The organism is Colwellia sp. BRX8-4 (assembly GCF_014077345.1).
GTDB lineage: Bacteria > Pseudomonadota > Gammaproteobacteria > Enterobacterales > Alteromonadaceae > Colwellia_A.
The window spans coordinates 89,441-104,407 of record NZ_JACGVS010000012.1 but is presented as its reverse complement, the minus strand read 5'-3'; the positions used below and the strand labels follow the sequence as shown (position 1 = coordinate 104,407).

Genomic DNA, 14,967 nt, shown 5'->3' with positions numbered 1-14,967 from the left:
CATTGATGGTAGGGTAGTTGGGTAAAGTTTTATAAAGCATTGTGTACAAACTAATGAGGGAAAACTATGAACGAAAATGACAAAATAAAAGCATCCGATTTATTTGTGCAAGCATTAGAAGCCGAGGGGGTCGATCATATCTTTGCTGTTCCCGGCGAAGAAAACCTCGATATGCTCGAGTCCCTTCGCAAGTCGTCGATAAAATTAGTGTTAACTCGCCATGAACAAGGCGCAGGATTTATGGCGGCAACTTATGGACGCTTGACTAATAAAGCTGGCGTTTGTTTGGCAACATTAGGTCCAGGAGCAACAAATTTAGCTACACCTGCGGCCTATGCTCACTTAGGTGGTATGCCCTTAATTATGATCACCGGACAAAAGCCAATTAAAAAATCTAAGCAGGGCCAGTTCCAAATTATTGATGTAGTTGGCTTGTTTGACCCCATTTGCAAAATGTCTAAACAAATTGTCCATGGCAATACGATTCCGTCATTAGTGCGTGAAGCTTTCCGTCTCAGTGAAGAAGAGCGCCCCGGTGCTGTATTATTAGAGTTGCCTGAAGATATTGCTGCTGAAGATTGTACGGCAGGGATTATGACACCCCATAAACGTCATTATGCAGGTCCTAATGAGGTGGCACTCGAGGAAGCGGTTACGTTAATAAAGGCCGCTAAAATGCCGTTAATACTTATTGGAGCGGGCGCGAATCGTCAAAATGTTCGAGAGGCAATGTGTGATCTTGTTCACACAACACGTATTCCCTTTTTTGACACTCAAATGGGAAAAGGCGTTGTTGATGAACGCTCAAGTCTCTTTTTAGGCACTGCAGCGTTATCATCTGGTGATTATTTACATTGTGCGATTGAACGTGCAGATTTAATTATTAATATTGGACATGATGTTATTGAAAAACCGCCGTTTTTTATGGAGCAAGGGGGTAAAAAAGTTATTCATGTTAACTATAAATCTGCGAAAGTTGATCAAGTATATTTTCCTCAATCAGAAATTATTGGTGATCTCGCGGCGTCTGTGACTGCTTTAAAAGATAAGTTAGCAGGAGAAGTAAAGTTTGATAGAAGTTATTTTGATAAGGTAAAACTCGCCATAGATGAGCATCTTGAAGAAGGAGCTGACGATAATCGCTTTCCTATTATTCCTCAGCGCTTTGTTGCAGACATTCGAAAAGTCATGGGTGAAAAAGATATCATCGCCTTAGATAACGGTATGTACAAACTTTGGTTTGCCCGTAATTATAAAGCATATCAACCTAATACGGTATTACTCGATAATGCCCTCGCTACAATGGGCGCTGGTTTGCCATCAGGTATGATGGCAGCAATGTTAAACCCTGACCGACGTGTGATGGCAATATGCGGGGATGGCGGTTTTATGATGAATTCACAAGAATTAGAAACAGCAATTCGTTTAGGCTTGAACTTAGTGATCACCGTGTTAAATGATAACTCTTATGGAATGATCCGTTGGAAGCAAGCCAGCTCTGGCTTTGCAGATTGGGGCTTGGAATTTAATAACCCTGATTTTGTTAAATACGCAGAAAGTTACGGCGCAACCGGGCACAGAATTACCTCTGCTGAAGATATCATTGCTACCTATGAAAAAGCATTCTCAGCGGGAGGTGTTCATCTTGTTGAACTACCCGTAGATTACTCTGAGAATCAAAGGGTATTGATTGATGAATTGGCAGCAAAGGTTTGTTTAATATAAACCTTTTATTTTAATATCGCTTGTCAGTAAGCATTTTTTAACTTAATAAAGAGCAGATTATGGCCGACTTAGACAAAAATAGTACCGCTGAAACACTCGATGTGGTTAACCCTTATGACCAAACTTATGTAGGGTCAGTACCAACGGTAACGTGGGATAAAATTGATGAATATTTAGAGACTGCCCAGCAACTCTTCAAAGATCGTAAGCAATGGCTACCTGCCTTTAAGCGGATAAGTATTCTTAAAAAAGCGGCGGTGTTAATCTCACAACGAGCTGATGAATTAGCGTTACTCATCGCAAGTGAAGGCGGAAAGCCGCTGGTCGATGCTCGTGTAGAAGTTACTCGAGCTATCGATGGTGTAGAGCTTTGCGCAAAAGAAATATCGGCATTAACAGGTAAGCAAATACCGATGGATTTAACTGAAGCTGGAGCGGGGCGAATTGCTTTCACCAGTAAAGAGCCTATTGGAGTTGTGGTTGCTGTTTCAGCATTTAATCATCCATTAAATTTAATTGTTCATCAAGTGGCTCCTGCGATAGCTGCAGGTTGTCCGGTGTTAGTTAAACCGGCTCGAGATACACCATTATCTTGTCAGGCATTCGTTGATATTATGCACGAAGCGGGATTACCACCTCAGTGGTGTCGCTTTATTACGTGCGAGACATCAACGTCTGAAAGAATGATCACCGACCCTCGCGTCGCCTTTTTTAGTTTTATTGGATCAGCCAAAATTGGTTGGATGTTACGTTCTAAATTAGCGCCAGGAACACGCTGTGCATTAGAGCATGGTGGCGTTGCCCCGGTTATTATCGAAGAAAGTGCCGATATTGCAGCAATGATCCCGAGTTTGCTCAAAGGTGGTTTTTATCATTCGGGGCAAGTATGTGTTTCTGTACAACGTATTTTTGCGCCTCGAAATAAAGCTCAAGCCATTGCAAAAATGTTAGCTGATGGCGCTGAAAAGCTCGTTGTTGGTAACGCTATTGATGAAACAACTGAATGTGGGCCATTAATTCGTCCCAAAGAAGTCGATCGTGTTGAAGAGTGGGTTAATGAAGCCGTGACTGGTGGCGCAACACTTGTTACCGGCGGTAAACGCTTGGGTGATACTACTTATGCGCCAACAGTACTGCTTGAACCGCCAGTTGATGCAAAAGTTTCTAACATGGAAGTTTTTGGTCCAGTCATTTGTGTTTATGGCTATGATGACATTGACCAGGCTATTGCTCAGGCTAATTCGTTAGACTATGCTTTTCAGGCATCGGTGTTTACCAAAAATCTTGATGTTGCGATGAAGGCGATACAGGAATTAGACGCTACAGCTGTAATGGTCAACGACCATACTGCCTTTAGGGTTGATTGGATGCCTTTCGCTGGGCGAAAAAGCTCAGGATATAATACCGGAGGCATAGCTTACACTATGCATGATATGTCTCAGGATAAGATGGCCGTTATTAAGCTCTAATACAGTAAGCGCTAATACAGTAAGCGCTAATACAGTGAGCTTTAATATAGTGAAATAAATAGTCTTTATAAAATAAAGCGTCTTTAGTTGTTACCAAAGACGCTTTTTTATTCGCTCTATACGCACTTTCATTCGGCGCCTAGTCATCAAATACCTTACATCGATAAATCTTCACGTAATATGTAAATGTTATAAGAAATTTCATCAAAGTGTGATGACCATCTTTGTAGTACTTTTTTAGCTTTCTTTGGACTATCCAAATGTTTAGCTAGTAATTTACTAAACTTAATATCTGGTGGCGCCATAGCTCCATAAGTCATGTAAGGAATAGCCAGACTCATTTCAAGTGTGCCATTGACTCTGTCATACCATAACCAATTATATGGCCAATTTTCTTTTTTAGCCGCATCACTGATGATTTTCTTATCTTTTTCTAAAGCTTCGCTGTGTCCTAACTTCAGCTGATAGGTATTAACACCGATATATTTATAAGTAACATCTGCTGGCCAATGACTGTTGTTTAGATCATTTTCAGCGCGGTGGTGTTCATAATGAGAAATATATTTGCTGACATTTTTACGCCAGTTTTCAGAGGCTTTCGCTTGAATGTTCCACTGACGGTAATCATCAAGCTCTGACCAAGTATTGCAACAAGACCGAACGATGTAAGCATCCATATTTGCCCCCATATCAGCTTGATAAACAGACCAGCTTCGTGGGTCTTTCATTAATTTTCGATAGGCAATGTGGTCTATAAACGCTTGTTCAAAATTAGCTGTTTGTCCTGGTTTTGGTACAAATAACCACACATTAGCAATGTTTTTTACTGATTTTTCTTCTGCACTTACCGGTACTGACACCCAACCTAACATTAAGAACAAGGTTAATAGTACAAAATAAAATAATATTACTTTTAGATTTTTAGTCATGTTGGCTTCCTTTATATGATTGTTCATCCATGACAACCGCCAACAACTAAATGGAATATGGAAGAGTAATAATAATACAAAGTAATCGTATTATTATTTGAGTTGGTTCATCAAAAGTGTAGGTGAAAAATTAAATAAAAGCCATTTATTGAGGCATGCTCATGCAATAACTTTGTGCTTTAACCGTTTGAGTTACTGTTACTTGGCTTGTCGGTAAAGCCAGAAGATTTTCTGCTATTTATTACCTCACCGTTTTATCCAAGCAAGCGTTATGGATGCTTAATAAAAACTCATTTTATTATAATAAGTTAGCTATAAAGGCTATGGTAAAACTGTCGAATAAATATTGCCCTTTATTAAAACGCAAGGATATAATAAACAGAAATATAATAATAAAAGGATGTTCTGTGTATCCCCAAACAAAAAAAATACTGACCTTAGTTTTCATGTTTTTCAGTTACTGTTCCATGGCTATCGCGTTGGAAAATAAAAATATAGAAAACAAACTAGCGGTAAAAAACCTCGATATTAATACACTCTTTGAGGAAGACGATTACCGTGATGTTAGTTTATCTCCTGATGGTAAACACCTTGCTTTGATCCAAGATCAAAAAGGGACGCCTGTTCTTATCATCGTTGCTGTTGATACGATGAAAGCGATTAATCAAATTTCCTTTGCCAATAAAGACAGTGTCGGTCAATACCGATGGGCAAATAATGAAAGATTACTGGTTTTTCTTGCCAGTAAAAAAAGAAATCAAGAGAGGAAGGGCTACTATGGTGAAATTTATAGCATTAATATAGATGAAGATGAAGGTGACTTTATTTTTGGTGTCCGTTCACTTGTTCGTCGAGGAAAAATAAAAAAAGGCACTAAAGACCACGATTACGAAAAACATTTGGCGCATCCTGAAATAATCAGCATGTTAAAGGATGACCCCGAACATATCATTATTTCAACGTCACAATATAATGATAAAGGTATGTGGGTTTTTAAGTTAAATATATATGAGGGTCAAATAGAAACGTTAGCAAAAATTGAAGATAGCAAGGCAAACCATCAAACGACTCAGCTAGATTACTTCGATGAAAGCCAAGAGTTATGGCTTAGCAGCAACACGGAAGATGATGATATTACTATCGCGCGTTATGATTTTGATGATGAGTCTTGGTTGTACTATAAACCTAAAAATGCAAGCTCTAGCTTATCTATTATCAGTACTTATAAAGATCAAAAGCAACTAGTGGTAAGTGATTATTGTGGTAACGATACTATTTCTATTTGTTTATTTAATCCAAAAACTGAGCAATTATCGACGTTATATACCGTGGATGGTTATGATACCAACTGGCTTTACTTAGATAATCAAAGTAGACCTTTTGCCGTCTCTTACTTTGACGAGTACCCGCAATATAAAATTTTAGATAAAAAGCATCCTATGGCTGAAAAACTTTCGGACTTCTTAGGACAATTTGCCGGTTATCACATTAACGTTAGCTGGGATAAGACATTTGAGACCAAAGCCTTAATCTCTCTTTCGAGCGACATTCAACCGACCTTATGGTATTTATTTGACCGTGAAACCAATAAGTTGAGTTACGTTGCACATAGCAAGAAGGGTATTGATACTAAAAAATTACATCCACAATACTCGTTTAAATTTAACGCGAGAGATAACACCCCCATTCAAGGATATATAACCTTACCAACAAAAACGACTACTGCCGCAGTACCTGCTGTTGTTTTAGTTCACGGTGGCCCACATGCTCGAGATTATTGGGGATTTAATCCAGAAGTTCAATTATTAGCTTCGAGAGGCTATGCAGTGGTTCAGGTTAACTATCGTGGTTCAACAGGTTTAGGTTGGAAATTTGAAGCCGCTGGTTTTGGCCAATGGGGAGATAAAATTCAGTATGACATTTTAGATGGCATCAATTATTTGGTCGACAAAAAATATATAGATAAAAGCCGTCTCTGCATCATGGGCGCAAGTTTTGGCGGTTATAGTGCTATTCAAAGCAGCATTATTGAACCTGATCTGTTTAAGTGTACTATTGCTCGATCAGGGGTTTATGACTTGCCATTATTGGTTGATCACGAAGAGCCTGAGGTAGCGAAAGTATTAATTAAAAGAGTCGGTCTAGAAAACATCCAAAAAGCCCATTCACCGATTCATAAGATTAATTTATTAAAAGCACCCGTTTTATTAGTACATGGCACCAAGGATGACAGAACACCTTTAGAGCAAGCAGAAGTATTACTTAAGCAATTAAAGAAGCATAACAAGTCGTACGAATGGTTTGAAATTGAAAATGAAGGGCATAATTTTTATAAGTCTGACAACCGAATTATATATCATGAAAAAGTGCTTCAATTTCTAAACAAACATAATCCGGTTACTTTATAATGGCTGCTCCCTTGTGCACAATGGTATAAGGGAGATTTACTGGCTAATTGCAGCCAAGATATTACCTAAGTCAGTAATCTAGTGTTTTTTAAGTGGGATTTTTTTTGAACATCAATTTTATAAAAATTATTGCGAGTACTATTTTTGCCCTTTTAGCGTTTGCGGCAAACTCTGTGCTATGTAGGTTAGCATTAGGTGATAATGCCATTGACGCAAGCAGTTTTACTATTATACGGCTTCTTTCGGGCATTATTATATTAATTCTTGTGCTGCAACTAACACGTAAATCAAATGAAACAAAACCTAAATCTAAAGGCAGTTGGTTGGCGGCAGGTATGCTCTTTATTTATGCTATCGCTTTTTCATTTGGCTATATCTCATTAGATACAGGAACAGGCGCACTGATTTTATTTGGCGCAGTACAAATAACGATGATTATGGCGAGTGTAATTTCAGGTAATAAACTTCATTTTACTGAATGGGTAGGACTCATTATTGCATTTTCTGGTTTTGTTTATTTAATCGTGCCTAGCCTAGTAACACCATCATTTAAAGGCTTTATACTTATGGCTGTTTCAGGTATTGCTTGGGGACTTTATACCCTTGCTGGCAGAACATCTAAAAATCCACTTAGTGATACCGCCTATAATTTTATGAGAACATCTCCTTTTATTTTAATACTGATAATTTTTGGACTTAATGATGCTCATATAACACCAATGGGGATATTACTTGCGGTATTGTCTGGTGGTATAGCTTCTGGCATAGGCTATTTTGTTTGGTATATAGCGCTGCGGGGACTCTCTGTTACACAAGCCGCTGTTGTGCAGTTGTTTGTACCTGTTATTGCTGCTGCAGGCGGAATAGTGTTTGCCAATGAACTGATTACATTACGTTTGGTTGAGTCATCCGCTTTAGTGCTTGGTGGTATTTTAACGGTGATCTTAGGTCGATACTATTTTGTTCAGTTAGCAGCAAAGAAGCCACCCATCACTTAATGCATGTTTTTAATCAGCACTCAGCTGACCATTATTGAAAAGTTAGCGTCTTAGCTTAACATTAATGCACATCGCCATTGATAATCGTTTAACCGCCTCATTCATACAACCGATAATCCCAAGGGTTAAGTGGGATTGATCCACATCACTGTGCAGCATCGCACGAAAGCTCAATAGTACCGAAATAGCCCAATAGTACAGTTATAGGGTTCGATCGTATGCGACATTCTTAAACTAAGTGACTACAATAATAGTAATTTTGTACTATTATACCTTTTTGGTGATAGCGGTCACGTCGAAAACAGCGCTAATTCTGATGGCGAACGCTTAGCTTAGTTTAATATTTTCCCTTAATGAGGAAAAATAAACCTAAGGTGCTAACCTATGAAGGTAGTAATAAATATTATTGCTTAAACTTTTGATTTTTTAGGCATAAGTTAACTATAAATAAACGCATCATTATATAATTATCAATAAGTTGTTCAAAGTTTATCTTAAGGTAGAAGTTTGCGCTGTTGAAAATAATTCAATCTGTTAATACAGAGATAATCAGAAATAAAAATCAGCTACTTTAATAAGTGGTGTACTTAATAAATAGATGAGTTGATAATTTTTTAGCTCAGTTTTGGAGAGAAAGTTATGATTGCATTCAAGTTAAATGGGAAAAATGTTTCCTCTACTGCAGAGGAAGACACGCCTTTATTATGGGTTATCCGTGATGAATTTGGCTTTAAAGGCACAAAATTTGGCTGTGGTATTGGAATGTGTGGTGCTTGTACTGTACATATCGATGGTGCGGCGATCAGAACCTGCTCTTTTCCATTAATAGCCGCCGCAAATAAAAATATCACCACGATTGAAGGTTTAGACAACAATCATCCATTGCAGCAAACCTGGATCGATGAACAAGTACCTCAGTGCGGCTACTGTCAATCTGGACAAATTATGCAGGCCGCAACTTTGCTAGCCAGTAATACTTCGCCAAGTGACCAAGAAATTGTCGATCATATGAGCGGCAATTTATGTCGTTGTATGGCCTATATCCGTATTCAAAGCGCCATTAAAAGTGCTGCAGATGTTATGTCAGCCGATGTACAAACGTTTGATCCACGCTCTTCAATCCAACAATCATAAAGGCGTATGACAATGCAAAATATTAAAGATGCAAAAAACAATGTCAGCTTATCTCGCCGTCGTTTTTTAGTTGGTACGGTCAGTAGTACATTATTAATGGCTTTCGCCCCCCTAGCTAGCGCCGCCAATATCGGGCAAAGCCCACAAGAAACTCTGAAAAATAAATTATTTTCGCCAACGGTATGGTTTGAAATTAACCCACAGGGCGATGTGAACATTAATATTGCTAAGGCAGAAATGGGGCAGCATATTGGTACGGCACTCGCACGTGTTGTGGCGGATGAGTTAGGCGCAGATTGGTCTAAAGTCTCTATTACTCATGTAGACACTGACCCTAAATGGGGTTATATGGTCACGGGCGGTTCTTGGTCAGTATTTCAAACGTTTAAGCCACTTTCTCAGGCTGGGGCAGCCGGTCGTATTGCGCTAATAGAAGCCGCGGCAAAAATATTGAATTGCCCAGCAGAGCAATGTCGTGTTGAAAATGGTGCAGTAATTTATCAAGAACAATCGTTAAGTTTTGGTGAAATTGTCACTCAGGGCACCTTTAATCGTGTCTTTACACCAAAAGAAATTGATGCCTTACCCTTAAAACCAGCCAGTAAAAGAACATTAGTCGGCAAGCCTAGTTTAGCCCTCGATATTCCCGATAAAACCAATGGCTCGGCGGTTTATGGTATTGATGTTGAGTTGGAAGGGATGGTTTATGCTCGACCTATTGTTCCACCAACACGTTATGGCACTAAGGTCACCAATGTTGATGATAGTGCGGCTAAAAAGGTTAAAGGTTATCTTGGCTATCATATTTTGCAAGACCCAAGTGAAAACATTCAGGGCTGGGTGAGTGTCGAGGCTGATACTTATTACGGCGCGATTAAAGCCGGCGATGCGTTAAAAGTAAGCTATCAAGCGGGTAAAACAGCCAAAGTTAGCGAGCAAGATATTATTAAAGAAGGTGAGCGTTTAGTTGCTGATGAAAACGAAGGTGGGTTGTTTATTAATGACGGCGACTTTTCAGCGGCGAGTGCCAAAGCAGATAAATCTATTAATGCTGTTTACCGCACCCATACCGCGTTACATTTTGCTTTGGAGCCAGTTAACGCAACGGTAGAAGAAAAAAATGGTATGTGGCACGTTTATACCGGTAATCAATGGCAGTCGTTAACTTTGCCAGCGATCGCTAAAGCGCTACAAGTTTCAGATGAAAATGTTGTTATGCATCAGCAATACTTAGGCGGTGGCTTTGGTCGTCGTTTATTTGGCGATTATGCGATTCCAGCTGTATTAACGGCTAAAGCTATTGGCAAACCGGTAAAAATGGTCTTTACCCGAGAAGATGACTCTAGATTTGACCAACCAAGATCGCCTTCGGTTGTTTCGTTTCAAGCGTTATTTGATCAAAAAAATAAATTTACCGGCATGCAACACGCACTTGCTGCGGGTTGGCCAACCTTATCAATGGCGCCAGGGTTTATGCCTGAAAGTCTAGATAAAAAAATTCGTGTCGATATGTTTTCCACCAGTGGTGCAGATCATTGGTACAGCATGGAAAACCATCGTGTGCGCGTGGCTAACAATAGCCTAGCACAACAAACTATGTTGCCTGGTTGGTTAAGATCCGTAGGGCAGGGTTGGATTGTTTGGGGATTAGAATCATTTATTGATGAAATAGCGCATCAAAGTAAAATGGATCCTATTGATTTTCGTTTATCCATGCTTGATGGTTTAGGAAAGCAAGCGGGTAAAGCACCAGAAAGTGTTGGTGGTGCTAAGCGGTTAGCTCACGTATTAACTAGGCTAAAAGAAAAGACCGCCAATGTTAAGTTAGGAAAAAACGAAGCGATTGGTGTTGCGATAAGTGCGGGACAAGAACGTACCATGCCGGCTTGGATGGCTTGTGCCGCTCAAGTACATGTCGAACCTAGCTCTGGCAAAATCACGGTTAAGAAATTGACTATGATTGCTGATGCCGGCGTTATTATTCATCCTGATGGCGCTTTAGCTCAAGTACAAGGGTCAATGCTATGGGGAACAAGCTTAGCATTACACGAACAAAGCCCGATAGAAAATGGTCAAGTAAGTAATCTTAACTTAAATACCTACACTCCATTAAGAATGAATGATGTGCCTGAGCTTGATATCGAATTTGTTGAAAGCGAAGAGTTTCCTGTTGGCTTAGGTGAGCCAGGCGTTGTGTCAATAGCGCCCGCTATCGCCAATGCTATTTTTCAGATAACAGGAGTTAGAGTACGAGATTTACCTATTAAGTCAGCGGCGTTAGTAAGTACATAAAATATTATTAGTTTTTTGAATAGTTAATATGGCCAATAAGAAAGATGGTCATAGGTAATAATAACAAAGCCTTTTGTGTCGATAATACGTCACTAAAGGCTTTTTTTATAAGTCAGTAAAAGATAAGGTAGTACTTAATTGTCTTATTAAATTGGCTAGCTAAAAAATAAATATTATAGCCGACAAGTTCATTGGCCTTTAATGGCCTGATTAATATTAATAGGGAGAAAAAAATGTTCAGTCATATAATGATTGGCGCAAATGATGTCGCACAATCAAAGGTTTTTTATGATGCCATTCTTGGTGCCATGGGCCACGAGCCTGGTGTAATTGACGCCAAAGGTCGTTGTTTTTATTTTACCAAAAACGGAGTTTTTGCACTAAGTAAGCCGATAGATGGTAAGCCTGCTAGTCATGGTAATGGCTCTACTATTGGTTTCGCAGCTGAGAGTACCGCTATTGCTGATGCATGGCACGCAGCGGGTGTTGCTAATGGTGGTCGTGCGTGTGAAGACCTTCCGGGTGTAAGAGATGGAACGATAGGTAAGATTTATCTCGCTTATTTACGTGATCCCTCAGATAACAAAATTTGTGCGCTTCATCGAATCGTTTAAAAATAAGTGTTAATTTTTACTACCATAATAATTTACAAAAGTAAGGGCAAAACAGCTTGAAGCATGTCCGAAGTAGTGGCTTTTAGACATCTTACAGTCAGTATTATTTGCCTTTAGTTTAGTGTTTTTTGGAGAACTATCTTGGCGACTAAGCAAGAAGTAACAGACTTTATGAGAACAGAGTTTCCACAGGCCAAGTGCATTGTTGAAGCTGTTGGAGAACAATCAGCAACAATAAGGCATTCCGTAGGTTTTGATGAATTAAGGCCAGGTGGAACTGTATCTGGCCCCGTGTTAATGACCGTTGCCGATTGTGCTCTATATGTGGCTATTCTTGGTGAAATAGGCATCGTTTCTCTTGCTGTGACCACCAGCCTAACCATTAACTTTCTGAGAAAACCCTCTTCAAGCAAAGATATTATTGGTAAATGTACCTTACTAAAAGTAGGGAAGTCACTCATTGTTGGAGAGGTATCCTTATACTCCGAAGGTGATGTAAACCCTGTAGCACATGTTGTTGGAACTTATTCAATACCTAAAGCAAGATAAATTAAATAAGTCTATAAAGAAGCAGGGATAATTATCGTTCGAGCCTCATTTTGTATTACACTATTATCAACAATGACGTGTTACTTGACCTTCTGTTATGTCTTTAGGAACTTATGAAAAAAAATTCTATCCCACAGTTTATCGGTGTCATCATTAGTTTTGTTGCTATTTGGTTAGTTAATGATTTCTTTTTGGTTGATCAATGCTTAGATAATGGTGGTAGCTTCAATTACAGCAAAGGTGAATGTGTATTAGTTAATGGTGAAATACAAGCATCTGATTTAGGGAAGTACTTAATCGCCATCTATTTTTTTATGGGCTTATTAATTGCGTTGTCGGTTTCAATGCTCATTCAAAAAATATGTAAAACTGGGCAAGAATAAACACTATCGACTGCTAATTTAATCGGCTATTAATTACTCTACCATTGGCGTTGGTACTATATATGCTAAGCTGAACGCTAAAATAAAGGTAACATCTTATTCGATTACAAGTCGCTACGTTAAGTGGCGTATTTATCGAATATCGAATCTATATATTCACTGTTTTTTCGCTATAGCGTTAATGTTTTCATCAAATGAATGTCTTCTTGATAAAAAGCAGTCTAAAATCCTAGCCCATCAGTTTTTCTTGCAAAATTATGGCTAAATAATTACTGCTATTATTAATTGCAACGATATAGTAAGCCATTTAATTGTTATAGCCTTAGTGAAATGTACCGCTTGGCATTTAACTCTAACATGAGTTGTTAACACGAATTTTTCCGCAAAAGTGAAGTTAAAATCAGGTCAAATAAACAGGAACTTATAAAGTTGAACAACGAAGAAATTAATTGGACCATTTGTCAGCAGTGCCAAGGGCTTGGTCAAAAAAATAAAAGACCACGCAAAAAAATGCGACTTCAGTATCAGCGTCAGTTGGATGAATTTGAACAAAAACAAAGCGAAGGTACACCTCCAGTTCGTCCTAAGGGACATTTATTTGATTGTTTAAATTGCAATGGAACTGGCCTTGTTCAGGCGAAAAATATTACCATCGCAGATAAAGAAAACTACCCACATATTGCTATTATCGGCGGCGGTATCGGCGGTGTTGCGCTAGCAGTTGCTTGTTTACACCGCGGTATTCCTTTTACACTTTATGAAAGAGACAGTGGCTTTGATACTCGCTCTCAGGGTTACGGACTGACATTACAACAAGCCAGTAGAGCGATAGCAGGGCTTGGCATTTCTGTGTTAACCCAAGGCGTTATTTCAACTAGGCATGTTGTTCATACCACCACGGGTAAAGTTATTGGTGAATGGGGGATCAGAAAGTGGCACCCCTCTGCGGTGAAATCGTCGGTTAAACGCACCAATGTTCATATCGCTCGCCAATCTTTGCGTTTAGCTTTACTTAAGCAACTCGTCGGTGATAACCAAGTAAAATGGTGTCACCAATTAGTAGGTTATAAGGAGTCGCTGGGGGGAGGTATTGATTTGAGTTTTCAGGTCGAAGGTGAATTGAAAAGCGCCAAGGCCGATCTTGTTGTTGGCGCTGATGGTATTCGCAGTTCAGTGCGAAAATTACTGGTAACTGATGATAAAACACCTCTACGTTACTTAGACTGTATTGTTATCTTGGGTATTTGTCCTTTGGCGGCACTCGAAGGACTTAAAAGTTCACTGCTGGACTCAGCGACTGTTTTTCAAACGGCGAATGGTAATGAACGTATTTATATGATGCCTTATGCGTCTGACTCTGTGATGTGGCAGCTGAGTTTTCCGATGCCTGAAGCGGAAGCTAAGGCGTTAAGCGCTAAAGGTCCTCAGGCATTAAAAGACGAAGCGTGTCGAAGAACTCAGTGGCATGACCCTATACCACAAGTTTTAGCTGCTACCTTGGTGGCTCAAGTTTCTGGTTATCCCGTGTATGACCGGCCATTACTCGAAGCAAAATTATTGCAGCAAGGGCAACAATCGACGCTCATTGGTGATGCGGCTCACCCGATGAGCCCATTCAAAGGACAGGGAGCAAATCAAGCGCTTCTCGATGCGTTGTCGCTTGCACGAGGCATATCGATAGGATGTCGGCCATTATCTCAATGGCGAGATGCTGGCATAAGGGAAAGTGTCCTCAATGAGTTTGAAGCAGAAATGCTAGCGCGCAGTGCCTCTAAAGTGAAAGATTCTGCAGAAGCGGCAAAGTTCCTACATACCGACACTGTGCTTCATGAGGGTGATGAACCCAGGGGCCGTTGCCTTCAAAGAGATGGCTTGTAAGTAAACATTGACTGAGCAGGCTTGTTTTTTCCGTTATATTTATAGAGAATTTTTATGATCTGTTGGCCATGTGTTTTAAAGTTAGAAGGCGAAGATGAGCTTACATATTTAGCCTCTGCGCTAGATTTTATTTCAGAATGTCAGGATTTAATTCTTAGCGATGAGGATTATGTTATAGATTCTATGGGTGTTTACTATTTAATAGAATGTGTATCACAACAACGAGTGCTAGTTAAAACAGGGCGAACAGTCATTATAGCGGAAGTTTTAGATTTGATCCGTGCTCATGAGTTTAGTAAGGCGGAGCTTTGTCTCACTAAAATATATTTCTTAACAGTAGCAGATGCTATTAATTCACTACGCTATTAAATCAAAGTGAACAGCTAATGAGTGGTACAACTCCCTTAAAGCCTATCTATTAGGGTTAATTAGCGATTTTTTTATATAAAACATAATAAATGCCTATTATTACACGCTATTATTTATTTAATAGCATCATCATTTTGTTAATTAACTCATGATATCAAACACATAAAATTATTTTATAAATACGCCTTTTATAAAACTTTATACACAGCCATAACTTTA

12 protein-coding genes are annotated in these 14,967 nt (G+C 39.2%); 11 read left to right on the top strand and 1 reads right to left on the bottom strand.

Going from position 1 to position 14,967, the window contains the following annotated elements; genetic code table 11:
- The first annotated feature begins 84 nt into the window (after window positions 1-84).
- Complete coding sequence (locus H4J56_RS11670; protein ID WP_404842638.1) at window positions 85-1,725, top strand: acetolactate synthase large subunit; 1,641 nt, start codon at window positions 85-87, stop codon at window positions 1,723-1,725.
- 59 nt (window positions 1,726-1,784) lie between these two features.
- On the top strand, window positions 1,785-3,194 hold the full coding sequence (locus H4J56_RS11665) for an aldehyde dehydrogenase family protein (protein ID WP_182259347.1): 1,410 nt from the start codon (window positions 1,785-1,787) through the stop codon (window positions 3,192-3,194).
- Between the two features lie 155 nt (window positions 3,195-3,349).
- Here the strand turns inward: H4J56_RS11665 and H4J56_RS11660 are convergent, their stop codons facing one another.
- Window positions 3,350-4,123 carry a hypothetical protein gene (locus tag H4J56_RS11660; protein ID WP_182222616.1) on the bottom strand — a complete coding sequence of 258 codons (774 nt, stop codon included), beginning with the start codon at window positions 4,121-4,123 and terminating at the stop codon, window positions 3,350-3,352.
- A gap of 407 nt (window positions 4,124-4,530) precedes the next feature.
- Here H4J56_RS11660 and H4J56_RS19920 point away from each other — a divergent pair, with 407 nt between their 5' ends.
- The 9 genes from H4J56_RS19920 (at window position 4,531) to H4J56_RS11615 (ending at window position 14,748) form a co-directional block, all read left to right on the top strand.
- Entirely contained in the window at window positions 4,531-6,531 is a 2,001-nt protein-coding gene (locus tag H4J56_RS19920; protein WP_182259346.1) for a prolyl oligopeptidase family serine peptidase, read from the top strand.
- 104 nt (window positions 6,532-6,635) lie between these two features.
- On the top strand, window positions 6,636-7,529 hold the full coding sequence (locus H4J56_RS11650) for a DMT family transporter (RefSeq protein ID WP_182222614.1): 894 nt from the start codon (window positions 6,636-6,638) through the stop codon (window positions 7,527-7,529).
- Window positions 7,530-8,168: 639 nt separating this feature from the next.
- Window positions 8,169-8,663: a (2Fe-2S)-binding protein gene (locus H4J56_RS11645; RefSeq protein ID WP_182259345.1), complete on the top strand. Its 495-nt coding sequence runs from the start codon at window positions 8,169-8,171 to the stop codon at window positions 8,661-8,663.
- Window positions 8,664-8,669: 6 nt separating this feature from the next.
- Window positions 8,670-10,955, top strand: coding sequence for a xanthine dehydrogenase family protein molybdopterin-binding subunit (locus tag H4J56_RS11640; RefSeq protein ID WP_182222613.1), 2,286 nt, complete (start codon window positions 8,670-8,672; stop codon window positions 10,953-10,955).
- 233 nt (window positions 10,956-11,188) lie between these two features.
- Window positions 11,189-11,569, top strand: a complete 381-nt coding sequence (locus tag H4J56_RS11635; RefSeq protein ID WP_070376776.1) for a VOC family protein — start codon at window positions 11,189-11,191, stop codon at window positions 11,567-11,569.
- Between the two features lie 138 nt (window positions 11,570-11,707).
- Entirely contained in the window at window positions 11,708-12,118 is a 411-nt protein-coding gene (locus H4J56_RS11630) for a PaaI family thioesterase (protein ID WP_182259363.1), read from the top strand.
- 113 nt (window positions 12,119-12,231) lie between these two features.
- Entirely contained in the window at window positions 12,232-12,501 is a 270-nt protein-coding gene (locus tag H4J56_RS11625) for a hypothetical protein (RefSeq protein WP_182215934.1), read from the top strand.
- Between the two features lie 429 nt (window positions 12,502-12,930).
- Window positions 12,931-14,379, top strand: coding sequence for an NAD(P)/FAD-dependent oxidoreductase (locus H4J56_RS11620; protein WP_220465946.1), 1,449 nt, complete (start codon window positions 12,931-12,933; stop codon window positions 14,377-14,379).
- 54 nt (window positions 14,380-14,433) lie between these two features.
- Window positions 14,434-14,748, top strand: coding sequence for a DUF4144 family protein (locus tag H4J56_RS11615; protein WP_182259344.1), 315 nt, complete (start codon window positions 14,434-14,436; stop codon window positions 14,746-14,748).
- Window positions 14,749-14,967 lie beyond the last annotated feature (219 nt).